Origin of the sequence: Enterobacter cloacae complex sp. 418I7, from assembly GCF_050030705.1 — a bacterium.
In the GTDB taxonomy this organism is placed as follows: domain Bacteria; phylum Pseudomonadota; class Gammaproteobacteria; order Enterobacterales; family Enterobacteriaceae; genus Enterobacter; species Enterobacter intestinihominis.
Window position 1 is genome coordinate 3,979,968 of the sequence record NZ_JBLGUU010000001.1, and the last position, 24,913, is coordinate 4,004,880.

The window sequence follows — 24,913 nt, forward strand, 5'->3', positions numbered from 1 at the left end:
AGTATACCCGTTTTCACACTATTTTGGGGTTTTGATGAACCAGCTGACTTATCTCCAGGGCTATCCGGAGCATTTACTAACCCAGGTTCGCGACCTGATCGCCGGGGGAAAGCTCGGCGCGGTGCTGGAAAAACGCTACCCGGGCACGCATGATTTCGCGACTGACAAAGCCCTCTGGCAGTATACGCAGGATCTGAAAAGCCAGTATCTGAAGAGCGCCCCGCCTATCAACAAGGTGATGTACGACAACAAGATCCACGTGCTGAAAAACGCGCTCGGCCTGCATACCGCCATCTCCCGCGTGCAGGGCGGCAAGCTGAAGGCTAAGGCGGAGATCCGCGTCGCGACCGTCTTTCGCAATGCGCCGGAAGCCTTTCTGCGGATGATCGTGGTGCACGAGCTGGCGCACCTGAAAGAGAAAGATCACGACAAAGCGTTCTATTCCCTGTGCTGCCATATGGAGCCGCAGTACCACCAGCTGGAGTTTGATACCCGTTTGTGGCTGACGCATTTATCGTTAAAGAGTAATGCGCAGTAGCGCACGCGAAATGTCATGAGGACGTGCTACAGTGGCTTTAGGTTCCCTGCTACGGAGTACGTAAACGTTTATGATACGTTTCGCAGTCATCGGTACGAACTGGATCACGCGCCAGTTCGTCGACGCCGCCCACGAAACCGGCAAATATAAGCTCACCGCAGTCTATTCCCGCAGCCTTGAGCAGGCGCAAAGTTTTGCGAATGACTACCTGGTTGAACATCTGTTCACCTCACTCGATGAGATGGCGCAAAGCGACGCCATTGACGCGGTCTATATCGCCAGCCCGAATGCTCTGCACTTCCCGCAAACGAAGCTGTTCCTCAGCCATAAAAAGCATGTGATCTGCGAGAAGCCGCTGGCGTCGAATATCCACGAAGTGGAAGCCGCCATTGCGCTTGCCCGCGAAAACCAGGTGGTGCTGTTTGAAGCGTTCAAAACCGCCAGCCTGCCCAACTTCCTGCTGTTGCAGCAGTCCCTGCCGAAAATTGGCAAAGTGCGTAAAGCCTTTATCAACTACTGCCAGTATTCCTCGCGCTACCAGCGCTATCTGGACGGCGAAAACCCGAACACCTTTAACCCGGCCTTCTCGAATGGCTCGATTATGGATATCGGTTTTTACTGCCTGGCCTCTGCGGTTGCGCTGTGGGGGGAACCACACGGCGTGACGGCCACCGCCAGCCTGCTGGAGAGCGGCGTGGATGCACACGGCGTTGTGGTGCTGGACTACGGTGATTTCAGCGTGACGTTGCAGCACTCGAAGGTCAGCGACTCCGTGCTGCCAAGCGAAATTCAGGGCGAAGACGGCTCGCTGGTGATCGAAAAAATCTCCGAATGCCAGAAGCTCAGCATCGTTCCGCGCGGCGGAAAAGCGCAGGAGCTGACGCAGCCTCAGCATATTAACACTATGCTTTATGAGGCAGAGGTCTTCGCCCGTCTGGTAGAAGACAACGAAGTTAACCACCCGGGACTGGCGATCAGCCGCACCACGGCGAAGCTGCAAACGGAGATCCGCCGACAGACCGGCGTAATCTTCCCCGCAGACGGCGTGAATGTGGAAGCCGTCGCGTAAAGCTGTGTAATGAAATCGTGAAGACCATTGACGAAATCGATGGTCTGACATAATTTGTTACCTGCAAAGGGGAGTAACTTCTTCGCCGGTGGATCGTCATTACGATGCGTGCAAAACCGCATCCGGTCGCCGGGCAACCTTCGTGGTTGTAAGTGAGACCTTGCCGGAAGGCGAGGTCTATGCATAAAAAGCTAACGGCTATCGTCTTCTGACCATAGCCGTTTTTGTTTTTTTATGTGTAAGGAAAATAGTATGCATTCTGTCGGCACTCCAATGCTGTGGGGCGGATTCGCGGTTGTCGTGCTCATCATGCTGGCGATCGACCTCTTTTTGCAGGGTCGTCGCGGCGAACACGGCATGAGCGTTAAGCAAGCCGCCGTCTGGTCGCTGGTATGGGTTACCCTCTCACTTCTTTTCTGCGCCGCCTTCTGGTGGTATCTGGCCTCAACCGAAGGTCGCGCGGTGGCCGATCCTCAGGCACTCGCCTTCCTCACCGGCTATCTGATTGAAAAAGCGCTGGCGGTTGATAACGTCTTCGTCTGGCTGATGCTGTTCAGTTACTTCGCCGTGCCTGCGGCCCTGCAACGCCGCGTGCTGGTATACGGCGTGCTAGGCGCCATCATCCTGCGTACCATCATGATCTTCGCCGGTAGCTGGCTGATTACCCAGTTCGAATGGCTGCTGTACGTGTTTGGTGCGTTCCTGCTGTTCACCGGGGTCAAAATGGCGCTGGCGAAAGAAGACGATACCGGTATCGGTGATAAGCCGCTGGTGAAGTGGATCCGGGGTCATCTGCGCATGACGGACAAGATCGAGAGCGAGCATTTCTTCGTGCGTAAGAACGGCCTGCTGTTCGCCACCCCGCTGCTGCTGGTGCTGATTCTGGTCGAGCTGAGCGACGTGATTTTCGCGGTGGACAGTATCCCGGCTATCTTCGCGGTCACTACCGACCCGTTCATCGTCCTGACCTCGAACCTGTTCGCCATCCTCGGCCTGCGTGCGATGTACTTCCTGCTGGCGGGCGCGGCAGAGCGCTTCTCAATGCTGAAGTACGGTCTGTCGGTGATTCTGGTCTTTATCGGTATCAAGATGCTGATTGTTGATTTCTACCATATCCCGATCGCCATTTCGCTCGGCGTGGTGTTTGGCATTCTGCTGGTGACGCTGATTATCAATACCTGGGTTAACCGCCAGCACGATAAGAAGCAGCAGGCTTAGTGCAACGTTCGGTGCGGGCTGATGCCCTCACCCCACCCCTCTCCCACGGGGAGAGGGGGAAATGCAATGCAGGCCGGGTAAGCGCAGCGCCACCCGGCACTTTCGTTAACCAATAGTTAAAAAACATGACGCAACACGTAAAATCCAGCATTTTACGCTTCCGCCTTTCGCTGCTTTCCCTGATACTCAACCAGGCAAACAAATACTTACATCCGGATACAAATGTGACTTAGAGCACATCCAGGATGGAACGCAATTTCACTCAGGAATAACGTATGAGCACACAATCTAAGGGCCTGCTTGCGCGCCTGGCGCAGGGCAGTCTTGTAAAACAAATTCTGGTCGGGTTGGTACTGGGTATTCTGCTGGCGATGGTGTCAAAACCTGCGGCGGAAGCGACGGGACTGCTCGGCACCCTTTTCGTTGGCGCACTGAAGGCCGTCGCCCCGGTACTGGTGCTGATGCTGGTGATGGCGTCGATTGCCAACCACCAGCACGGACAAAAAACCAACATTCGCCCTATTCTGTTCCTGTATCTGCTGGGAACCTTCTCTGCTGCCTTAACGGCCGTTGTGTTTAGCTTCCTGTTCCCGTCCACGCTGCACCTGACCAGCGCGGCCGGTGATATCACCCCGCCGTCCGGGATTGTGGAAGTCCTTCGCGGCCTGCTGATGAGCATGGTCTCTAACCCCATCACCGCACTGATGAACGGAAACTACATTGGCATCCTGGTCTGGGCGATTGGTCTGGGCTTCGCGCTGCGTCATGGCAACGAGACCACGAAAAACCTGGTTAACGATTTGTCCAATGCAGTGACCTTCATGGTGAAGCTGGTGATTCGCTTTGCACCAGTCGGTATCTTTGGTCTGGTTTCTTCGACGCTGGCCACCACCGGTTTCGACGCACTGTGGGGCTACGCGCAGCTGCTGGTCGTCCTGGTCGGCTGTATGCTGCTGGTGGCGCTGGTGATCAACCCGCTGCTGGTGTTCTGGCAGATCCGCCGCAACCCGTATCCGCTGGTGCTGACCTGCCTGCGCGAGAGCGGCGTGTATGCCTTCTTCACCCGCAGCTCAGCGGCGAACATACCGGTGAACATGGCGCTGGCGGAGAAGCTGAACCTGGACCGCGATACCTATTCGGTGTCGATTCCCCTGGGTGCAACCGTGAACATGGCCGGTGCGGCGATTACCATCACCGTGCTGACGCTGGCGGCGGTGCATACGCTGGGTATTCCGGTAGATCTGCCAACCGCGCTGCTGCTGAGCGTCGTTGCATCACTGTGTGCCTGTGGCGCATCCGGCGTGGCGGGCGGCTCTCTGCTGCTGATCCCGCTGGCCTGTAACATGTTCGGTATTCCGAACGAGATTGCCATGCAGGTTGTCGCGGTCGGTTTCATTATCGGCGTATTGCAGGATTCCTGCGAAACCGCGCTGAACTCCTCTACCGACGTGCTGTTTACCGCCGCAGCCTGTCAGGCGGAAGATGCGCGTTTAGCGAAGAACGCCCTGCGAGGTTAAAAAGAAAAGCCCGGTGGCGGCTACGCCTTACCGGGCCTACAAGGTAAATGCAAAACGGCAACATGTGTTGCCGTTTTTAGTGTTTGCACCCTCTCCCTGTGGGAGAGGGCCGGGGTGAGGGCACCAGCCCGCACCCGACTTATAGCGTCACACCACTCTTAAAGATCGCCAGCTCGCGGAAGTCGTTCTTCTCGTTGCAGGTCTGCCTGCCGCTGGCAAATTCCACAATCGTGTCCACGAATTCGCTCAGCAGCTGCGGCATCGCTTTGCCGTGGATCAGCTGGCCCGCGTCAAAGTCGATCCAGTGCTTTTTCTTCGCCGCCAGTTCGCTGTTAGTGGCGATTTTCACCGTCGGCACAAACCCGCCGTACGGCGTACCGCGACCGGTACTGAACAGCACCATATGACAGCCCGCTCCCGCCAGCGCGCTGGTGGCGACCGCATCGTTGCCCGGTGCGCTGAGCAGGTTCAGGCCGTGCGTTTTCAGACGCTCACCATAGCGCAGCACGTCCACCACCTGGCTGGCGCCCGCTTTTTGGGTGCAGCCCAGGGATTTCTCTTCAAGCGTGGTGATCCCGCCCGCCTTGTTCCCCGGCGAGGGGTTCTCGTATATCGGCTGGTTATGGGCGATGAAGTACTGTTTGAAGTCGTTGACCATGGTGACGGTCTTCTCAAAGGTCTCTTCGTCGCGGCAGTGGCTCATCAGAATGCGCTCTGCGCCGAACATCTCCGGCACTTCGGTCAGCACCGTAGTGCCGCCGTTGGCAATCACGTAATCCGAGAAGCGACCCAGCATTGGGTTAGCGGTTATGCCGGAAAGGCCATCAGATCCGCCGCACTCCAGGCCAAACTTCAGTTCGCTCAGCTTGCCCGGCTCGCGCTTGTCGTGACGCATCACCTCGTACAGCTGATGCAGCTGTTCAACGCCCGCTTCCACTTCGTCGTCCTGGTGCTGACACACCATAAAGTGCACGCGCTCAGGGTCAAATTCGCCCAGCGTGTCGCGGAAGGCGTCGACCTGATTGTTCTCGCAGCCGAGGCCGATCACCAGCACCGCGCCCGCGTTCGGGTGGCGCACCATATTTTGCAGCATGGTGCGGGTATTGATGTGGTCGTCACCCAGCTGGGAGCATCCATAGGTGTGACTGAACAGATGCACACCGTCGGTGCCTTCAGCATCATTAGTCTCTTTCAGGAAACGCGTCTGAATTTGACGCGCGATCCCGTTCACGCAGCCGACAGTCGGGAGGATCCACAGCTCATTGCGGATCCCCACCTCGCCGCTGGCGCGGCGGTAGATCTGTACCTCACGATCGGCCGCCTGTCCTTCTTCTGGCTGGAAGTCAGGTTGATAGCTGTACTCGTCCAGATCGCTGAGATTGGTGCGGGTATTGTGGGAATGAATGTATTCACCCGGCGCAATATCCGCCAGCGCATGACCGATGGGCAAACCGTACTTCACCACGTTCTCCCCTTTCGCGATGGGGATCAGGGCAAACTTATGTCCACGTCCAATGGCCTGGTGTAACGTCACCGACTGGTTGTCGAAGGTCACTTCCATCCCTTCGGCTAAATCTGCCAGCGCGACGGCAACGTTATCCAGCGAATGGATTTTGATGTATTGCATATCAACCTCAAACGGCCTTAGTTCAGTTCAATGGCGAAGTAGTCACGCGCATTGTTAAAGCAGATGTTTCTCACCATTTCGCCCAGCAGCTGGATATCCGCTGGCGCTTCGCCCGCGTGCACCCAGCGGCCAATCATCTGGCACAGAATGCGGCGGAAATATTCATGGCGGGTATAGGAGAGGAAACTGCGGCTGTCGGTCAGCATGCCAACGAAGCGGCTCAACAGGCCGAGCTGCGCCAGCTGCGTCATCTGACGCTCCATGCCGTCTTTTTGATCGTTAAACCACCAGCCGGAACCGAACTGCATCTTGCCCGGCATCCCTTCGCCCTGGAAGTTGCCGATCATGGTGCCCAGCACTTCGTTATCGCGCGGATTCAGGCAGTAGAGAATGGTTTTCGGCAGCAGGTTTTGCTCGTTCTGTTTGCTCAGCAGTTTTGACAGCTCTTCCGCCAGAGGGCGGTCGTTGATGGAGTCAAAGCCTACGTCCGCGCCCAGCAGTTTAAACTGACGCTGGTTGTTATTACGCAGCGCGCCGATATGGTACTGCTGAACCCAGCCGCGACGGGCATATTCCGCACCGAGGAACACCAGCACCGCGGTTTTGAACTGGGCGACTTCATGCTCGCTCAGGGCTTCGCCGGAGAGACGACGCGCCAGGATGCTGTCCAGCTCGGCTTCGCTGGAATCCGCGAACAGCACCACGTCCAGCGCGTGGTCAGACACTTTACAGCCGTGTGCGGCAAAGTGATCCAGACGTTTGGTCAGCGCGGATTGCAGATCGGCGAAACGACGGATATCGGTATCCGATACTTCCGCCAGCTTCGTCATGTAGTCATTAAAGGTCGGCAGCTCAATGTTGAAGGCTTTATCCGGACGCCAGCTTGGCAGCACTTTGATGTCAAAGGTGCTGTCCTTCGCGACAACCGCGTGGTGCTCCAGGGAGTCGATCGGATCGTCGGTTGTGCCCACCATCTTCACGTTCATCTGCTGCATGATGCCGCGCGCCGAGAAGCTTTCCTGCGCCAGCAGTTCGTTGCACTGATCCCAGATCTCATCCGCCGTGGCGGGAGAGAGCAGCTTGCCGGTGATACCAAAAGGACGACGCAGTTCGAGGTGCGTCCAGTGGTATAACGGGTTACCGATGGTGTGGGGAACGGTAGCGGCCCAGGCGTCAAACTTCTCGCGATCGGTCGCGTCGCCGGTACACAGGCGCTCGGCCACGCCGTTGGTGCGCATCGCGCGCCATTTATAATGGTCACCCTTCAGCCAGATATCATACAGGTTTTTGAAACGGTAATTTTCGGCAACCTGTTGCGGCGGTAAATGGCAGTGGTAGTCGAAAATCGGCTGATCTTTTGCGTAGTCGTGGTACAGGCGGCGAGCAAATTCGGTATCTAACAGGAAATCTTCGGTCATAAACGGTGTCATTATCGTCTTCCTCATTACGGGAGCGTCAGAAAGCTTATGTTCAGATGCTGCAAAGTTATCACACCAATTTCCAGAGTCCGACGTTTTTTTCGTGAGTTAGATCAATAAACGTCGACAAATAAATTACCCTCAAAGGGGTAAACCTTCTTGCAGGCCGCGCCAGATCTGGCTTTGCGCACGCCGCATAATATCCCTACAAAGATTCACTCTTTTGTGATGTCACTCACCTTTTAAAGTTGTATGACAAGTTATCTTTTCGCCGTCGCAAACTATAAGCCGACGGAATGCATTACCGGTGTTTGTTACATCGGATTTAACGGTACGGAAGCCGACTTAGCACGATGACTTATGGCAAGGTTCGGGCCGTTCCGGGACAGGTTCCCGGTTACGCCCCTCCCGTTACAGAACAGCTCCCGGCAACGGTTGAGTTGTTGCCGTGTCCCGACACGGAAATAACATAACGATGAGGTTTTACATGCGTAAAATTAAAGGGTTACGTTGGTACATGATCGCACTGGTGACGCTCGGCACCGTGCTGGGCTACCTGACACGTAACACCGTGGCAGCAGCGGCGCCAACGTTGATGGAAGAGTTACATATCTCCACACAACAATACTCTTACATCATTGCGGCGTATTCTGCCGCTTACACCGTAATGCAGCCTGTTGCAGGTTATGTTCTTGATATTCTGGGTACAAAAATTGGTTATGCCTTCTTCGCTGTAGCATGGGCCGTCTTCTGCGGGGCGACGGCGCTGGCTGGCAGCTGGGGCGGGCTGGCGCTGGCGCGTGGTGCGGTAGGTGCTGCCGAAGCGGCGATGATCCCTGCGGGTCTGAAAGCCAGCTCTGAATGGTTCCCGGCAAAAGAACGTTCAATCGCTGTCGGTTACTTCAACGTGGGTTCCTCCATCGGGGCGATGATTGCTCCGCCACTGGTGGTGTGGGCGATTGTGATGCACAGCTGGCAAATGGCGTTCATCATCTCCGGTGTGCTGAGCTTTGCCTGGGCCATGGCGTGGCTGATCTTCTATAAACACCCGCGCGATCAGAAAAAGCTGTCTACCGAAGAACGTGACTACATTATCAATGGTCAGGAATCTCATCATCAGACCGACAACGGTAAAAAAATGTCCGTCTGGCAGATCCTGGGTACCCGTCAGTTCTGGGGTATCGCCCTGCCACGCTTCCTGGCGGAACCGGCCTGGGGTACGTTCAACGCCTGGATCCCGCTGTTCATGTTCAAAGTCTACGGCTTTAACCTGAAAGAGATCGCGATGTTCGCCTGGATGCCAATGCTGTTTGCAGACCTGGGCTGTATCGTCGGCGGCTACCTGCCACCGCTGTTCCAGCGCTGGTTTGGCGTGAACCTGATTGTGTCCCGTAAGATGGTGGTCACCATGGGCGCCCTGCTGATGATTGGCCCTGGCATGATTGGCCTGTTCACCAGTCCTTACGTGGCTATCGCCCTGCTGTGTATCGGGGGCTTTGCTCACCAGTCTCTGTCTGGCGCGCTGATTACGCTCTCGTCCGACGTGTTTGGTCGTAACGAAGTTGCCACCGCCAACGGTCTGACCGGGATGGCCGCCTGGACCGCAAGTACCCTGTTTGCGCTGGTGGTCGGCGCGCTGGCAGACACCATCGGTTTCAGCCCGCTGTTCGCGGTACTGGCCATCTTCGACCTGCTGGGTGCAGTGGTTATCTGGACGGTGCTGAAGAGTAAATCCGCCGAGGAACTGGCGAAAGAGTCCCTTGGGGGACCGGCGACGCAGAGTTAGCTTGTTGTGCCGGGTGGCGGCTCCGCCTTACCCGGCCTACAACACCCGATAAAACCGTAGGCCGGGTAAGCGTAGCGCCACCCGGCAAAAACGTCGCAAAAGCCGCCTCCGGGCGGCTTTTTTAATGGCGAAATCTGGAGAGTGGCAAGCAAAAGTGGTATAACAAATCATTCGCCGTACCCTGCCTGGAGCGCATATGGAAATCACCGAATCACGTCGTTTATATCAACAACTTGCCGCCGAGCTGAAAGATCGCATCGAGCAAGGGGTCTATCTTGTCGGTGATAAACTTCCCGCTGAGCGTTTTATTGCGGATGAAAAAAGCGTCAGCCGTACGGTGGTCCGCGAAGCCATCATCATGCTGGAAGTTGAAGGGTATGTTGAGGTACGCAAAGGTTCCGGTATTCACGTGATTTCCAGCCAGGCGAAACACTCCCCCACGCCGGACGAAAGTCTGGAATTTGCCAGCTACGGTCCGTTTGAGCTTCTCCAGGCTCGCCAGCTGATTGAAAGCAATATCGCAGAATTCGCAGCGACGCAGGTCACCAAGCAGGACATCATGAAGCTGATGGAAATCCAGGATCATGCGCGTAAAGAAAAATGTTTCCGCGATTCCGAATGGGACCTGCAATTCCACGTTCAGGTCGCCCTTGCGACTCAGAACACAGCGCTGGCGGCAATCGTTGAAAAAATGTGGACTCAGCGCGTTCACAACCCGTACTGGAAGAAACTGCACGATCACATTGATTCCCGCACGGTAGATAACTGGTGTGACGACCACGACCAGATTCTTAAGGCCCTGATTCGTAAAGATCCGCATGCGGCGAAACTGGCAATGTGGCAGCATCTGGAGAACACTAAACAGATGCTTTTTAATGAAACGAGTGATGACTTTGAATTTAACGCTGACCGCTATCTTTTTGCTGATAATCCGGTGGTTCACCTCGATACCGCGACCAATGTCGCAAAATAACCTCCTGAACTGCTGGCAGGCGCACCGCCGCGCCTTCCGGCCAGACAGGGTAAGAAAACCTCTATAGTGTCAGCCTTTGTAAAATCTCTCGCTCCCCTCCGTGGCTTACGCCAAAATCGTGTTTCCCCTCAAATTCTGTGACGCAGAACGTCGGGCTTTGTTACAATTGGATTCACTTCGTTATTTTGTAAGTTAGTGCTTGCTAACCAGCCAATTAACAGGGAACAGTGTTGGCCACACATCATTGTGTCCGCGAGCGACCATAATGAAATCATAACAATGTCGCCGTGCTGTTTTCCCGAATGACAGGCGTGACGTTAACCGATTTCCAGGAACACTGAATGGAACTTTTGACCCAACTACTGAACGCCCTCTGGGCTCAGGATTTCGAAACGCTGGCCAACCCGTCCATGATTGGCATGCTCTACTTTGTGTTATTTATGATCCTGTTCCTTGAGAACGGTCTGCTGCCTGCTGCCTTTTTACCGGGCGACAGCCTGCTGGTGCTGGTTGGGGTGCTCTGTGCAAAAGGGGCGATGGCTTTCCCACAAACGGTTCTGCTGTTGACCATTGCCGCCAGCCTGGGTTGCTGGGTGAGTTATATTCAGGGGCGATGGCTGGGCAACACGCGAATCGTTCAGAACTGGCTTTCGCATCTTCCGGCACATTATCACCAGCGAGCGCACCACCTTTTCCATAAGCACGGGCTCTCCGCCTTGCTGATTGGCCGCTTTATCGCATTCGTACGCACCCTGCTGCCGACCATTGCGGGCTTGTCCGGCCTGAGCAGCGCGCGCTTCCAGTTCTTTAACTGGATGAGCGGCCTGCTGTGGGTTCTGATCCTGACCACGCTCGGCTACGCGCTCGGTAAAACGCCGGTCTTTATGAAATATGAAGACCAGCTGATGTCTTGCCTGATGCTGCTGCCCGTCGTCCTGCTGGTGTTTGGCCTGGTCGGTTCACTGGTCGTACTGTGGAAAAAGAAATACGGAGCCAGGGGTTAACGATGGTTATCTCCCCGCTCGCGCTGCGCCGCTTCTCTTACGCCATCGTCGCGCTAATGATGTTCAGCGCTCTCATCCTGCTATGGTCTGCCCTACAGCACCAGGAGTCGACGCTGACTATCCGTCCTGTGAGTCAAGGAACCAGCGTGCCGGATGGTTTTTCCATCTGGCATCATCTGGACGCTAACGGGATCCGCTTTAAGAGCATCACGCCGCAAGACGATGTGCTGCTGATAAAATTTGACTCCAGTGCGCAAAGCGCCGCGGCGAAAGCGGTGCTGGACCGCACGTTGCCGCAGGGTTACATCATCGCGCAACAGGATGATGACAGCCACGTAGCCTCCTGGATGTCACGGTTACGCGACACGTCGCATCGATTTGGCTAACGACTAATATTCCGAATATTTTCACCCACTTTGGTGAAACTCCCGTTTACTTACTATGCTTAAGTACGCGGAGCACCCCTCAGATGTTCTCCGCATAGTTCTGGAACACGGCTTACGCCGTAACACAATGGAAGGTTTCTATAATGAAATACCGCATCACCCTGGCTCTGGCCCTTTTTTCTTTAAGCACAGCTTCCTTCGCTATGTCTCTTTGTCAGGAGAAAGAACAGGATATTCAACGCGAAATCAGTTATGCCGAAAAGCATAACAATCAGCACCGGATCGACGGACTGAAAAAAGCGCTGAGCGAAGTGAAAGACAATTGTACGGACAGCAAGCTGCGTGCCGATCATCAGGAAAAAATCGCTGAACAGAAGGACGAGATAGCCGAGCGCCGTCAAGACCTGCAAGAAGCGAAAGAGAAAGGTGATGCGGAAAAAATTGCCAAGCGCGAGAGGAAGTTGCAAGAGGCGCAGGACGAACTGAAAGCGCTGGAAGCTCGCGATTATTGAGTTAACGGAAATCTCAACAGGAGAGAATCATGTCAAAAGATACAACTTCAGAACATCTGCGCGCTGAGCTGAAATCCCTGGCGGACACCCTGGAAGAGGTGCTGAACTCTTCTGCCGATAAATCGAAAGAAGAAGTCAGCAAACTGCGCAGCAAAGCGGAGCAGGCACTGAAAGAGAGCCGTTACCGTCTGGGTGAAACCGGTGATGCACTGGCGAAACAGACCCGCGAAGCGGCTGCGCGCGCAGACGAATATGTACGTGACAATCCATGGACAGGCGTTGGTATTGGTGCCGCAGTGGGTGTGGTGCTGGGTGTCCTGCTGACGCGTCGTTGATTATGGAAGATCCACGTCACGCACAAGGGCCTGCTAAAAACGTCCTCGGCATCGGCCAGCGTATTCTTACGACGCTGGTCGGGATTGCCGAAACGCGCGTCCGGCTTGCGGTAGTGGAACTGGAAGAGGAGAAAGCCAATCTCTTCCAGATGCTGCTCATGCTTGGGCTTACGATGCTCTTTGCCGCGTTTGGTCTGATGAGCCTGATGGTGTTAATCATCTGGGCTATCGATCCACAGTATCGGCTGAACGCGATGATTGCGACTACCGTGGTTCTGCTGGTGGCGGCGCTGATAGGCGGTATCTGGACCCTGCATAAAGCGCGCACGTCGACCTTCCTGCGCCATACTCGCCAGGAGCTGGCCAACGACCGCGCCCTGCTGGAGGATGATAAGTCGTGAGCGACAAAGCCGAACGTCAAAAGCGGAAAGCGTATCTGCTGAGCCAGATCCAGCAGCAGCGGCTGGACCTGTCCGCCAGCCGTCGCGACTGGCTGGAGCTGACCCAGCGTTACGATCGCGGCTGGAATACTCTTCTGAGCCTGCGATCGTGGGCGCTGGTGGGTAGCAGCGTGATGGCGATCTGGACGATTCGTCATCCAAACATGCTGATTCGCTGGGCACGCCGTGGCTTTGGTGTCTGGAGCGCATGGCGTCTGGTGAAAGCAACGATTCGTCAGCAGCAGCTGCGCTAGCCTTCTCGCCGGGTGGCGCTGCGCTTACCCGGTCTACGGTAAAAAAGTAGGCCGCGTAAGGCGTAGCCGTCACCCGGCAAAATCTCTCCATGCTCCCTTACTCAATATCTTTGAAAAAAATTGACAGTTTTCCTTGCTAACAATTGCCATCCGCCCCGTTTACACTCCTCTCCATCGACAGCAAAGACGCGGTATCTACCCGAATTTGCACGCAAATAACGTTTAGCCGCTGATGTGGTTTCCTGGAGAGTAAAATGAAAAAATTAGAAGATGTTGGTGTATTGGTAGCGCGTATTCTGATGCCTGTGCTGTTCATCACCGCAGGCTGGGGCAAAATTACCGGCTATGCGGGCACTCAGCAGTATATGGAAGCGATGGGCGTGCCGGGCTTCCTGCTGCCACTGACCATCCTGCTTGAGTTCGGCGGCGGCCTGGCAGTGCTGTTCGGTTTCCTGACCCGCACCACGGCGCTGTTCACCGCAGGCTTTACCCTGCTGACCGCGTTCATCTTCCACAGCAACTTTGCGGAAGGCGTGAACTCTCTGATGTTCATGAAAAACCTGACCATCGCAGGTGGCTTCCTGCTGCTGGCTATCACGGGTCCGGGCGCCTACAGCATCGACCGTCTTCTGAATAAGAAGTGGTAAGCACGCTATACTGATTAAATTCAAAGCGAGGAGACATCTCCTCGCTTTTGCTATCTGACGGAGGAGTAAAAAATGGGACAACTCGTAGACGGCGTCTGGCAGGATGTCTGGTATGACACCAAATCCACCGGTGGACGCTTTAAGCGCTCTGTTTCGGCCTTCCGTAACTGGCTGACCGCCGACGGCGCGCCCGGCCCGAGTGGCGAAGGGGGCTTTGCGGCGGAGAAAGATCGTTATCATCTGTATGTTTCTCTCGCCTGTCCGTGGGCGCACCGCACGCTGATTGTGCGCAAACTTAAAGGTCTCGAATCGCTAATTCCGGTTTCGGTGGTCAACCCGCTGATGCTGGAAAACGGCTGGACGTTCGACAGTGACTTCCCGGCCGCGACGGGTGATGAGCTTTATCATCACGATTTCCTGTATCAGCTCTATCTGCGCGCCGATCCGCACTACACCGGACGCGTAACGGTGCCTGTGCTGTGGGACAAGAAAAACCAGACGATCGTCAGCAATGAATCCGCTGAAATCATTCGCATGTTCAATACCGCGTTTGACGCGCACGGCGCCCGCGCCGGGGATTACTATCCGGTTGAGCTGCGCGAGAAAATTGACGAGCTGAACGGCTGGATCTACGACAACGTCAACAACGGCGTCTATAAAGCCGGTTTTGCCACCAGTCAGGAAGCGTACGACGAAGCGGTCGGCAACGTGTTTGGATCCCTGGAACGTCTGGAGCAGATCCTCGGCCAGCATCGTTATTTAACGGGCGATCGCCTCACCGAAGCAGACATCCGCCTGTGGACGACGCTGATCCGCTTCGATCCGGTGTATGTCACCCACTTCAAGTGCGACAAGCATCGCATCAGCGATTATCTGAACCTGCACGGTTTCCTGCGCGACATCTATCAGATGCCGGGTATTGCGGAGACGGTCAATTTTGACCATATTCGCACCCATTATTTCCGCAGTCATAAGACCATCAACCCAACGGGCATTATCTCCATTGGTCCGTGGCAGGATCTGGATGAACCACACGGGCGCGACGTGCGTTTCGGATAATTATTTAGGGAATCAATTGATTCCCTTTTTTAATTCACGGCATACATCTATCCTTACCTCGATCGCTTAGAAAACAAGTGATTGACTGACTAAGAGGCAAGGAAAAATGGACTGGTATTTAAAAGTACTGCGCAACTACGTTGGATTTGGTGGCCGTGCCCGCCGTAAAGAGTACTGGATGTTCGTTCTGGTGAACTTCGTCCTGATTATGGTGCTGGGTATTGTGGACAAAATCCTCGGCTGGGAACGCGAGGGGGGCGAAGGCATTCTCACCACCATTTATGGTGTGTTGGTTCTGCTGCCTTCATGGGCCGTACTGTTTCGTCGTCTTCACGACACCGATCGTTCGGCGTGGTGGCTGCTGTTGCTGTTGATCCCGCTTATCGGCTGGATCGTGATTTTGATTTTCAACTGTCAGAGCGGAACGCCGGGAGAAAACCGCTTTGGTCCGGATCCGAAGATCTGCGCATAAAAAAAAGCCCGGTGGCGCTTCGCTTACCGGGCCTACAAATTACGATTTTATTTATTATATTGCGTGAAAAGCTTCGGAATTTCGCGTAAACACCATGATTTGGCTTCGCCCATGCTGTCACGACGCCACGCCATAATAATATCCACTTCGCTGGTGTATTCCGGGCTGACAACGCGCAGCCGTCCCTCTGCAATGTCCTTTTCGACGAACGGATACGGCATGGTCGCCACGCCCAGCCCCGCCAGCAGCGCCTGACGCTTATCTTCCAGCGACGTCACCGTCAGACGCGGCTGTTTATCCAGCAACTGCACCGTTAACACCGGGCGCTCGCGCGCGGTATCCGCCACCGCCACGCCGCGGTATTTCACGCGCGTGACCTCAGAGAGCGGTTCCGGCTCCTGATGGATCGGGTGACCCGGCGCAGCGACGTAGACGTTCATCACGCTGTACAGTTTGCGCGAGTTAATTTCTGACGATGAGCGGAAATGCATATCCGGCGCAATGACGATATCCGCCCTGCCCGTCTCAAGACGCTCCCACGCCCCGGCCAGTACCTCGGTGATGATCGACAGCTGGGTATTGGCTTTCGCGGCCAGTCTGTCCACCAGCGGGAACAGCGCCTCGGTGGGCACCAGCGCTTCGGTCACTAACGTCAGATGGGTTTCCCAGCCGCGGGCCAGCGCTTCGGCATCGGTCGTCAGTTTATCCGCCGCTTCCAGCAATACGCGGCCGCGCTCCAGCAGCATCCGCCCAACGTTGGTGAATTTTGTTCGATGACCAGAGCGATCGAAGAGCACAACATCCAGCTCCTCCTCCAGCTTTTGCATGGTATAGCTCAGCGCAGACGGAACGCGCCCCAGTTCATCTGCCGCCGCGGCAAAACTGCCGCGCCTGTCAATCGCGTCCATGACGCGAAGCGCCTCAAGCGTCAATGCTCTCTCTTTAGCCATCTCGTTCTCATTCAGGAAATTTGAACATACCGGGCAGAATATCTGGCTAACATTGCAGCGTCCATACCTTTACCATTGATTTAGTGTAAAGAGAGGTCAAGTTTATGATTACGACAAGAACAGCGAAACAGTGTGGACAAGCCGATTTCGGTTGGTTGCAGGCCCGCTACACCTTTTCCTTTGGACACTACTTTGACCCTAAACTTCTCGGTTACGCTTCACTGCGCGTATTGAACCAGGAAGTGCTCGCCCCGGGCGCGTCCTTCCAGCCGCGCACGTACCCGAAAGTCGATATCCTGAACCTGATCCTGGAAGGCGAGGCAGAATACCGCGATAGCGAGGGCAATCATGTCCAGGCGAAGGCTGGCGAGGCGCTGTTAATTTCTACGCAGCCGGGTATTAGCTATAGCGAGCATAACCTCAGCAAAGACAAAACGCTGACCCGCATGCAGCTGTGGCTGGATGCCTGTCCGGAGCGGGAAAATCCGCTGGTGCAAAAAATCGATCTGAAGGGCGATAAACAGCAGCTGATTGCCTCGCCAGACGGCAGCAAAGGCAGCCTGCAGTTACGCCAGCAGGTGTGGCTGCACCATATCGAACTGAAAAAAGGTGAACAGGCAAGCTTCCAGCTTCATGGCCCGCGCGCCTATCTGCAGTCCATTCACGGTACGGTGCATGCGGTGACGCACGCGGAAGAGAAAGAGGCGCTCACCTGCGGAGACGGTGCGTTTATTCGTGATGAAGCGAATATCACCCTGGTGGCGGATACGCCGCTGCGCGCGCTGCTGATTGATTTGCCGGTTTAACCCCCCCTCACCCTAGCCTCTCCCCAAAGGGGAGAGGGAACGATCGAGCCCCCTCGCCCCTATGGGGAGAGGGGTTGGGGTGAGGGGAAATTTTTACACCTTACTCGCCATAATCTCAATAATCTGCCGGTCCGTTGCCTGCATCGAGCGGCACGCCAGCGCGCACAGGTTCGCGATCGACTGCTCCACGTCGTGCGCCACAATCCCCTCATTACCCGTCACGGCAGTATCATCCAACGCCATCATCACGGCTTTCCAGGCGCTGGTGACGCTGGTCGAGACCTTCATTGCGCAACTGTTAGACGCCCCGTCACAGATCATCCCGCTGACGTCGCCGATCATACTGCCGATCGCCATGGCAATAGTCTGGTAAGATCCGCCCATCAGCCACGCCATCCCCGCCGCTGCCCCCATTCCGGCTGTTGTCGCCGCACACAGCGCGGACAAGCGCGGAAGCTGGTAATGGATATAGATCGCCGACAGGTGCGAGAGCATCAGCGCCCGCGCCAGCCGTTCGTCATCGGCCTGAACGTGCTCAGCCACCACCACCACCGGCATGGTGGCGGTGATGCCCTGATTCCCGGAACCCGAGTTGCTCATCGCCGGCAGCGTCGCGCCCCCCATGCGGGCATCCGAGGCTGCGCTGGTGCGGATAACAATGTCTGAACCCAGATCCTGCGCCATCCATCCGCGTGTGCGCTGTTTATTGAGCGTCGCACCAATATGCAACCCCCAGTTGCCACGTAAACCTTCCCGGGAGAGCGCATCGTTCAGCCGTCCCGCATCGAGGATAAAGCGGATCGCGTCGAACGGCACCAGCTCTACAAACTCAAGGATCTGCGACAGCGTGGTGGTCGAGAGCACCTCCAGCGGATCGTCGCTGTTCTGGCTCTGATTATCGTCAAGCCTGAAGCGCGTTTCGCCCTGACACACCATCTCCACCACACGGGTGTGCCCGCCGGCGATGGTCACCATCGCCGAGGATTCACCGACGTAAACGCAGGCACGTGAATAGAGGATCTCATCGCACGGCTCCTGCAATTTTACCTGCACCAGACCCGCGTTCAGCAGTGCTTTGGCGCGCGTTAGCGCCTCGGACGACGCGTCTTTCAACACCTCCAGTCCGGCATGCGCGTTACCGCCTGTCGCGCCCAGCGCGGCCGCGATGGGTAAACCGACCATACCGGTACCGGGCACCGTTACGCCAAGCCCGTTTTTCATCAGGTTCGGCGATACCCACGCCTCGATACGCGTCACCTCACCGTCAAGCTGTCCGGCAGCCATCGCGCACGCCAGCGCCAGCGAGACGGGTTCGGTACAGCCCAGCGCAGGCTTTACCTCTTCCTGCACCGCGCGAATAAAATGGTTCCATAAAGGATTAATTTGCTCAGACATCGTTACGACCTTATTTAACCTCATGAGAAGGCGAGGAAAGGAGAAACACAAAGCAGCAGCCCGGTAATTACAATAATCACCAGCGATACGCCTTTATATTTATGAAGTGCGGGCACTTTGTAGACCAGCCACGCCGGAATTAAGCAGCCCACCATCCCGAAAATAGGGCTACAGATGGAAGTGAAGCTCAGCACCGGCGCGTTTAACACAATCGCGCTCCAGGCCAGCAGGATGGCGAACAGCATAATCCCGCGCTGGACGGCATTTTCATTGATTTTCTCCGCCGGCATTTTGCGGCGCAGGATGTTCATCACAATGCCCTGCGTCGCCTCACGAAAGCCGAGATAGACGCCAAAGAACGCGGTCATCACAGCGAAAATATTGAGGATTACGCTGACGATTTTGACCCAGCCCGCGCCGTCACCGCTGATAAACTGTGCTGCGATTGCCAGGGCGGAAATATTCTGCTCGTAGGCTTTTACCGCCTCGTCGTGCCCCATCGCCAGGGTGAAGGAGACAGCGTAGAAAAAGACCGTCACAAACAGCACACCAAAGGCGATATTCATTGCCCGCAGCGCTTTATGACGCGCCACCTCAACGGATTTTTCCCTTGAACGATAGGAAATCACCATCGGGCTTAATGTCTGAATAAACAGAATGGAGGTTAAGGTGAAAGGCAGCGTAATAATGGCGTTTTTAATCAGCAGCCCCATTGGCGGCAGCATGCCGACGTTGGCTAAATGCCAGAGGCCAATCATCGAAAGCCCCAGCGCCGCCACCACAAATAATTTGGTCAGCACCATCAGGCTGGAGACTTTAAACAGCAGCTTTTCACCGCGCGACGAAATGGCGACCAGAATGCAGATCAGGAATAAGCCGTAGAACGGATTTTCCGAGAGCAAACCGTCGGTTACGCCGAAGGTGTGTAAATAGGATGCGCTGTCGTTGGTAATGGCCGTCGAATAGACAAACATCCAGATCACCAGCATCACGAAATAAAGTGCACCCAATAAGATGCCCCAGTTTTTGCCTAAATATCCGCTAATAACGCTCGGATAGTCTTTACATTCCGGTGATTCCGCCAGCGTATTAATAAACAGGCGCTGGAACAGGTACATGGCCGGATAACCAATTATCGACGAGAGTAAAAATACCCATAGCCCCATTAATCCAACCTGCACCGGAAGAAAAACAATGCCCGCGCCGATAGCCATCCCAATACTCATGATGACCCAGCCCGTATCGGTGCTGTCGAATTTAATCGCCTCTCGCCATTCGCTTTCGCTCATTCCCGCCCGCCTTGCCGCAGGGGAATCACTCACAATCACACTGCTGTTTGTTGCCATATTCATTGGGCACTCGCTTATTTTGTAGGGTAACGATTTGTTTTTATAAGGTTCCGATCGCCAGCGATTGCGAGTCAGAGGGTGCAGGTGTGAGTTATTGGTATGGGGAGATCATATCCGGAGCGCGGGAGAAAAAAGTCACAACTTTTATAGGGATTTCCTAAGGCAAGAGGAAAATATTACTTCGGGATAGCAGAAAAGAGAGCGAGTTTTCTAAAATTGACGGTGTTCACAAAATTAAAAGCCTCCTCATCTGAGGAGGCTGAAGATGGGGCCTGTGTTAGATCGCCTGCGTAAACGTCCTCGAAACCACGTCCTGCTGCTGCTCGCGCGTCAGAGCGTTAAACCGCACCGCATAGCCTGAAACGCGGATCGTCAGGTTCGGATAGTTCTCCGGATGGGCGATGGCATCCAGCAGCATCTCCCGGTTCATCACGTTGACGTTCAGGTGCTGCCCGCCCTCGATGGTCGCTTCGTGGTGGAAGTACCCGTCCAGCAGCCCGACAAGGTTGGTTTTGCGCACCAGCTCGTCCTTGCCCAGTGCCTGCGGCACGATGGAGAAGGTGTAGGAGATCCCGTCTTTGGCATAGGTGAACGGCAGCTTGGCGACCGAGGTCAACGACGCCACCGCTCCTTTTCTGTCGCGCCCGTGCATCGGGTTGGCGCCAGGCGCAAACGGTGTACCGCCGCGACGTCCGTCCGGCGTGTTGCCGGTCTTCTGCCCGTAAACCACATTGGAGGTGATGGTCAGAATCGACTGCGTCGGCACGGCGTTGCGGTACGTCGGCAGCGCCTGGATTTTCTTCATAAAGCGCTCAACCAGATCGCAGGCGATACTGTCCACGCGATCGTCGTTGTTGCCGTATTGCGGATAGTCGCCTTCGATGACGAAATCGACCGCCAGACCGGTGTGGTCGCGCACCGGTTTTACCGTGGCGTACTTGATGGCCGACAGGGAATCCGCCGCCACCGACAGCCCGGCAATGCCACAGGCCATGGTGCGGTAAACGTCCCGGTCGTGCAGCGCCATCAGCGAGGCTTCGTAGCTGTATTTATCATGCATGTAGTGAATGAGATTCAGCGCACTGATGTACTGCACTGCCAGCCAGTCCATGAAGTGATCGAGGCTAGCCATTACGGTGTCGTAATCCAGTACCTCATCCAGCAGCGGCTCGGTTTTCGGCCCCACCTGGATCTTCAGCTTCTCATCCACCCCGCCGTTAATCGCGTACAGCAGCGTTTTCGCCAGGTTGGCGCGTGCGCCGAAGAACTGCATCTGCTTGCCGATCACCATCGGACTGACGCAGCAGGCAATGGCGTAGTCGTCGCTGTTAAAGTCGGCACGCATCAGATCGTCGTTCTCGTATTGCAGCGAGGAGGTGACGATCGAGACCTGCGCGGCGTATTTCTTGAACGCGATCGGCAGCTGTTCGGACCAGAGGATCGTCAGGTTTGGCTCCGGCGCAGGCCCCATGGTGTGCAGGGTATGCAGATAGCGGAAGCTGTTTTTGGTCACCAGCGTACGGCCATCCAGCCCCATGCCGCCGATCACTTCCGTGGCCCAGATCGGATCGCCGGAGAAGAGCGTGTCGAACTCCGGCGTGCGCAGGAAGCGCACCATGCGGATCTTCATGATGAAGTGGTCGATCAGCTCCTGGGCCTGCACCTCGTTCAGCCTTCCTGCCTGCATGTCGCGTTCAATGTAGATATCGAGGAACGAGGCCGTGCGCCCCAGCGACATCGCCCCGCCGTTTTGGGATTTCACTGCGGCAAGGTAGGCAAAGTAGACCCACTGCACCGCTTCCTGCGCATTCATCGCCGGACGTGAAATATCAAAGCCATAGTTCGCCGCCATCTGCTGGATCTGGAGCAACGCACGTTTGTGCTCCGCCAGCTCCTCGCGCAGGCGGATCGTGGCCTCCAGATCGTCTCCGCGCTCCAGTTTCCCCTGGAGATCGGCGAACTGAAGTTCACGCTCGCGCACCAGATAGCTGATGCCGTATAGCGCCACGCGACGGTAGTCGCCGATGATGCGTCCGCGCCCGTAGCCGTCCGGCAGACCGGTGAGCACGCCGGATTTTCGGCAGCGCATCATCTCCGGAGAGTAAACGTCAAATACGCCCTGGTTGTGGGTTTTGCGCAGGTCGGTGAAGAGATATTCAAACTGCGGATCCATCTCGCGACCGTAGGCTTCGAACGAGCTGCGGATCATATTGATCCCGCCGTACGGATGCAGGGCCCGCTTGAGCGGCTTGTCGGTTTGCAGGCCGACGATCGTCTCCAGCTCCTGGTCAATATAGCCCGGCCCGTGCGCGGTAATGGTGGTGGCGATGTTGGTGTCAAAATCCACCGGAGCGTGGGTGGCATTCTCCTGGCGAATGCCGACCATCACCTTCTGCCACAGCGCCGTCGTTGCTGGCGTCGCCTGCGCGAGGAAAGCTTCATCGCCTTCATAAGGGGTGTAGTTATGCTGAATAAAATCGCGCACGTTAACGGCGTTTTTCCATTCTTCACCGCGAAACCCGGCCCATGCGTCGCTGTAAGGCGCGACGCCCGTATCGATTGTTACTTTCATCAGATTCTCGCTTTATCAGGCGTAAGCCGCAGCCGGGGTGACCTTCCCAAGACGGAGGGCATCCAGCGCGATCATTTTTTCTTCATTGGTAGGGATCACCGCGCAGGCCGCGCGGGACGACTCGGTGGAGATCACGCGCTCACCCGCGCTGCCCGGCAGGGCATTTTTGGACTCGTCGAGGATGATGCCAAACACCTTCAGGTGCTCCACCACCAGCGCGCGGATAAGCACGGAGTTCTCACCGATCCCGCCGGTAAACACCACGCCATCCAGACGGTGCAGGGATGCGGCATGACCGGCGATATGCCGCGCTATGCGGTGGACAAAGGTCTTTATCGCCAGCCGCGCCCGCTCGTTGCCGTCATGCCAGGCTTTCTCCAGCACGCGCAAATCGGAGGAGATGCCGGAGATCCCCAGCAGCCCGGACTCTTTGTTGACCACGCGCTCCAGATCCTCGAACGTCTGGCCGGTCTGCCGGGCAATCCACGCCATCGCGCCAAAATCTACGTCGCCACAGCGCGTGCCCATCACCAGTCCTTCAAGCGGCGTCATCCCCATGGACGTGTCCACGCTTACGCCGTTACGCACCGCGCAAATGGACGCCCCGTTGCCGAGATGGGCAATCACCAGGCCGCTGTCTTCGGCGGAGAGCCCGAGAAGCGCGTGCGCCTGCGCCGCCACGTAGCGGTGAGAGGTGCCGTGGAAGCCGTAGCGGCGCACGCCCAGCTCTTCAAAATAGCGGTACGGCAAGCCGTACAGATACGCCTGCGGCGCCATGGTCTGGTGGAAGCTGGTATCAAATACCGCCACCTGCTGCACCCCGGGGAAGAGTCGCTCTGCGGCTTCCACGCCGCTCAGGTTAGCGTAGTTATGCAGCGGCGCCAGCGGGGAGACCTGGCGGATCTGCTCCATCACCTCTTCCGTGATCAGGGTCGACTCGCTGAAGAGATCGCCGCCGTGGGCAATGCGATGGCCAATCAAAGCCACGCTGCCCATCAGGTCGCGCTTCTCCAGCTCCAGGGCGATGGCGGCCAGCGCCCCTTCGTAGTCCTGATGAGCCAGTCTGACTGGCTCACCCCCATTCACGGAAATAAAGGCTTTTTCTGTGTTGATGCCGTCCGCAATGCCCGTCAGCAGGGCATCGCAGCCTGCGGCGTCCAGCACCGAAAACTTAACAGAGGACGATCCGCAGTTAATGACCAGTACTACCGGAAACTCAATCATGGTATGGCTCCGCTCTTCCTGAGCTTTGGTTTAAAACAGTTTGTACACGATGTTCAGAATGGTCAGCAGGCCGACCACGGTGACGAAGATGTTCTCGGTCCGGCCTTTGTATTTCGCCAGCGCCGGTGCTTTGCGGATGGCGTACATCGGCAGCAGGCACAGCAGAGAGGCGATAATTGGCGCGCCCATGGCTTCAATAAGGTCCAGAATGTTCGGGTTGGCATAGGCCACAATCCAGGTGGAGCCCATGATGAAGACCATGCTGATGGTGTTCAGCTTGCCCACGGAGACGTTCTTCTTGTCGCCCTTGTAGCCGAACTTAACGATCAGGCCGTTCAGCCCCTCCAGCGTGCCCAGGTAGTGACCGAAGAAGGATTTAAAGATAGCGACCAGTGCGATGATGGACGCGCCGTACTCCAGCACCGTGGCGAACGTGGATTTACTGCCTGACATCGACGCAAAGTGGTTCGCCAGGTAAGAGAGCACCGGAATGTTCTGCGCTTTGGCGTCCGCCATGTTCTGCGGAGAGAGCGTAAACAGGCAGCTAAAGGCGAAGAACATCACCACCGCCACCATCAGCAGGCTGGCGCGACCGATGATTTTGGAACATTTCTGCTCGGTGAATTCTTTACCAAACTCCGGCTCGTACTCTTCGCGCTTGGAGACCACAAACGAGGAGACGATAGGCGAGAAGTTGAAGGAGAAGACCATAATGGAAATCCCCAGCCACACCGTGACAAGAATGCCGTCATGACCGGTGAAGGCGATATCGCTCAGGTTAACCTGGTCGATCACCGCTGAGTTCCAGTACGGGATCAGCGAGAGAGAAATCAGCACCAGGCTGGCGATGAACGGGAACACCAGGTAGCTCATCACCTTCACCATCAGGTCTTTACCGAACCAGATCACAAAGGCCATCAGCAGCAGCAGGAACAGCGCTACCACGCCGCGGTTCAGGGCAGGCATCTGGAGCTGGTTTTCCCAGAAGGTCATAAAGGTGTTGGTAATGGTGACGCCGTAAATCCACAGCAGCGGGCAAATAGCAAAGAAGTAGAGGAAGGTGATCACCACCCCGCCGGTCTTACCAAAATGCTCCTCCACCGTTTCGGTGATGTTGCCGGAGACGTTACTGCCGGACAAACACAGACGCGCCAGCGCGCGGTGGCAGTAAAAGGCAATGGGGAACGCCAGAACCAGCATCAGCAGAATAGGGATCAACCCCCCAAAGCCTGCGCGGATGGGGAAGAACAGCACGCCAGCGCCAATGGCGGTACCAAACAGGCCGAGCGTCCAGGTGGTATCCGATTTACGCCAGGAGGACGTTTTTGTCTGGCCAACGATAATGCTTTCTGTGTTGCTCAT

Annotated in this window: 24 protein-coding genes; 16 read left to right on the forward strand and 8 right to left on the reverse strand. The window is 56.2% G+C overall.

Annotated features, from left to right (window positions below):
• The first annotated feature begins 34 nt into the window (after positions 1-34).
• The 4 genes from ACQG0S_RS19125 (at position 35) to sstT (ending at position 4,342) form a co-directional block, all read left to right on the forward strand.
• Positions 35-538, forward strand: a complete 504-nt coding sequence (locus ACQG0S_RS19125) for a M48 metallopeptidase family protein (RefSeq protein ID WP_045308019.1) — start codon at positions 35-37, stop codon at positions 536-538.
• Between the two features lie 70 nt (positions 539-608).
• Positions 609-1,607: a Gfo/Idh/MocA family protein gene (locus ACQG0S_RS19130; RefSeq protein WP_022649469.1), complete on the forward strand. Its 999-nt coding sequence runs from the start codon at positions 609-611 to the stop codon at positions 1,605-1,607.
• Positions 1,608-1,859: 252 nt separating this feature from the next.
• On the forward strand, positions 1,860-2,825 hold the full coding sequence (locus ACQG0S_RS19135; RefSeq protein ID WP_022649470.1) for a TerC family protein: 966 nt from the start codon (positions 1,860-1,862) through the stop codon (positions 2,823-2,825).
• A 275-nt stretch (positions 2,826-3,100) separates the two neighbouring features.
• A complete protein-coding gene (gene sstT / locus ACQG0S_RS19140; protein ID WP_022649471.1) occupies positions 3,101-4,342 on the forward strand; it encodes a serine/threonine transporter SstT in 1,242 nt (413 codons plus the stop codon).
• A gap of 139 nt (positions 4,343-4,481) precedes the next feature.
• Here sstT and ACQG0S_RS19145 read toward each other — a convergent pair whose 3' ends face one another.
• Entirely contained in the window at positions 4,482-5,969 is a 1,488-nt protein-coding gene (locus ACQG0S_RS19145) for a UxaA family hydrolase (RefSeq protein WP_063137980.1), read from the reverse strand.
• 17 nt (positions 5,970-5,986) lie between these two features.
• Positions 5,987-7,399 (reverse strand): glucuronate isomerase, encoded by a 1,413-nt coding sequence (gene uxaC, locus ACQG0S_RS19150; RefSeq protein ID WP_063137981.1) that lies wholly within the window; start codon positions 7,397-7,399, stop codon positions 5,987-5,989.
• Between the two features lie 475 nt (positions 7,400-7,874).
• Between uxaC and ACQG0S_RS19155 the strand changes: the two genes are divergently transcribed.
• From ACQG0S_RS19155 to ACQG0S_RS19205, 11 genes are all read left to right on the forward strand, one after another.
• A complete protein-coding gene (locus ACQG0S_RS19155) occupies positions 7,875-9,173 on the forward strand; it encodes an MFS transporter (RefSeq protein ID WP_022649474.1) in 1,299 nt (432 codons plus the stop codon).
• Positions 9,174-9,369: 196 nt separating this feature from the next.
• Complete coding sequence (gene exuR, locus ACQG0S_RS19160; RefSeq protein ID WP_023298695.1) at positions 9,370-10,146, forward strand: transcriptional regulator ExuR; 777 nt, start codon at positions 9,370-9,372, stop codon at positions 10,144-10,146.
• 341 nt (positions 10,147-10,487) lie between these two features.
• On the forward strand, positions 10,488-11,150 hold the full coding sequence (gene yqjA / locus ACQG0S_RS19165) for a DedA family general envelope maintenance protein YqjA (protein ID WP_022649475.1): 663 nt from the start codon (positions 10,488-10,490) through the stop codon (positions 11,148-11,150).
• A 2-nt stretch (positions 11,151-11,152) separates the two neighbouring features.
• Entirely contained in the window at positions 11,153-11,536 is a 384-nt protein-coding gene (gene mzrA / locus ACQG0S_RS19170; protein ID WP_022649476.1) for an EnvZ/OmpR regulon moderator MzrA, read from the forward strand.
• Positions 11,537-11,679: 143 nt separating this feature from the next.
• Entirely contained in the window at positions 11,680-12,048 is a 369-nt protein-coding gene (locus ACQG0S_RS19175) for a DUF1090 domain-containing protein (RefSeq protein WP_017382428.1), read from the forward strand.
• A gap of 29 nt (positions 12,049-12,077) precedes the next feature.
• Positions 12,078-12,383, forward strand: coding sequence for a DUF883 family protein (locus ACQG0S_RS19180; protein ID WP_008503141.1), 306 nt, complete (start codon positions 12,078-12,080; stop codon positions 12,381-12,383).
• Between the two features lie 2 nt (positions 12,384-12,385).
• On the forward strand, positions 12,386-12,784 hold the full coding sequence (locus ACQG0S_RS19185) for a phage holin family protein (RefSeq protein WP_003862647.1): 399 nt from the start codon (positions 12,386-12,388) through the stop codon (positions 12,782-12,784).
• The gene (locus tag ACQG0S_RS19190) at positions 12,781-13,077 is read left to right on the forward strand and encodes a YqjK-like family protein (RefSeq protein ID WP_022649477.1); all 297 of its coding nucleotides are present in this window, start codon (positions 12,781-12,783) and stop codon (positions 13,075-13,077) included. The genes ACQG0S_RS19185 and ACQG0S_RS19190 overlap by 4 nt, the downstream gene beginning before the upstream one ends.
• A 254-nt stretch (positions 13,078-13,331) precedes the next feature.
• Positions 13,332-13,724 carry a DoxX family protein gene (locus ACQG0S_RS19195; protein ID WP_006812075.1) on the forward strand — a complete coding sequence of 131 codons (393 nt, stop codon included), beginning with the start codon at positions 13,332-13,334 and terminating at the stop codon, positions 13,722-13,724.
• Between the two features lie 72 nt (positions 13,725-13,796).
• Positions 13,797-14,783, forward strand: coding sequence for a glutathione S-transferase family protein (locus ACQG0S_RS19200; RefSeq protein ID WP_003862653.1), 987 nt, complete (start codon positions 13,797-13,799; stop codon positions 14,781-14,783).
• A 106-nt stretch (positions 14,784-14,889) separates the two neighbouring features.
• Entirely contained in the window at positions 14,890-15,255 is a 366-nt protein-coding gene (locus ACQG0S_RS19205; RefSeq protein ID WP_022649479.1) for a DUF805 domain-containing protein, read from the forward strand.
• Between the two features lie 47 nt (positions 15,256-15,302).
• Here ACQG0S_RS19205 and yhaJ read toward each other — a convergent pair whose 3' ends face one another.
• On the reverse strand, positions 15,303-16,205 hold the full coding sequence (gene yhaJ, locus ACQG0S_RS19210) for a DNA-binding transcriptional regulator YhaJ (protein ID WP_022649480.1): 903 nt from the start codon (positions 16,203-16,205) through the stop codon (positions 15,303-15,305).
• Positions 16,206-16,309: 104 nt separating this feature from the next.
• Between yhaJ and ACQG0S_RS19215 the strand changes: the two genes are divergently transcribed.
• The gene (locus ACQG0S_RS19215; RefSeq protein ID WP_022649481.1) at positions 16,310-17,011 is read left to right on the forward strand and encodes a pirin family protein; all 702 of its coding nucleotides are present in this window, start codon (positions 16,310-16,312) and stop codon (positions 17,009-17,011) included.
• Between the two features lie 93 nt (positions 17,012-17,104).
• Here the strand turns inward: ACQG0S_RS19215 and ACQG0S_RS19220 are convergent, their stop codons facing one another.
• The 5 genes from ACQG0S_RS19220 to tdcC form a co-directional block, all read right to left on the reverse strand.
• Positions 17,105-18,406 carry a serine dehydratase subunit alpha family protein gene (locus ACQG0S_RS19220; protein ID WP_063137982.1) on the reverse strand — a complete coding sequence of 434 codons (1,302 nt, stop codon included), beginning with the start codon at positions 18,404-18,406 and terminating at the stop codon, positions 17,105-17,107.
• Between the two features lie 20 nt (positions 18,407-18,426).
• Positions 18,427-19,758, reverse strand: coding sequence for an amino acid permease (locus ACQG0S_RS19225; protein ID WP_022649483.1), 1,332 nt, complete (start codon positions 19,756-19,758; stop codon positions 18,427-18,429).
• 274 nt (positions 19,759-20,032) lie between these two features.
• On the reverse strand, positions 20,033-22,327 hold the full coding sequence (gene pflB, locus ACQG0S_RS19230) for a formate C-acetyltransferase (protein WP_048965981.1): 2,295 nt from the start codon (positions 22,325-22,327) through the stop codon (positions 20,033-20,035).
• A gap of 15 nt (positions 22,328-22,342) precedes the next feature.
• Positions 22,343-23,551 carry a propionate kinase gene (tdcD, locus tag ACQG0S_RS19235; protein ID WP_048965980.1) on the reverse strand — a complete coding sequence of 403 codons (1,209 nt, stop codon included), beginning with the start codon at positions 23,549-23,551 and terminating at the stop codon, positions 22,343-22,345.
• A gap of 30 nt (positions 23,552-23,581) precedes the next feature.
• Complete coding sequence (tdcC, locus tag ACQG0S_RS19240) at positions 23,582-24,913, reverse strand: threonine/serine transporter TdcC (protein WP_022649486.1); 1,332 nt, start codon at positions 24,911-24,913, stop codon at positions 23,582-23,584.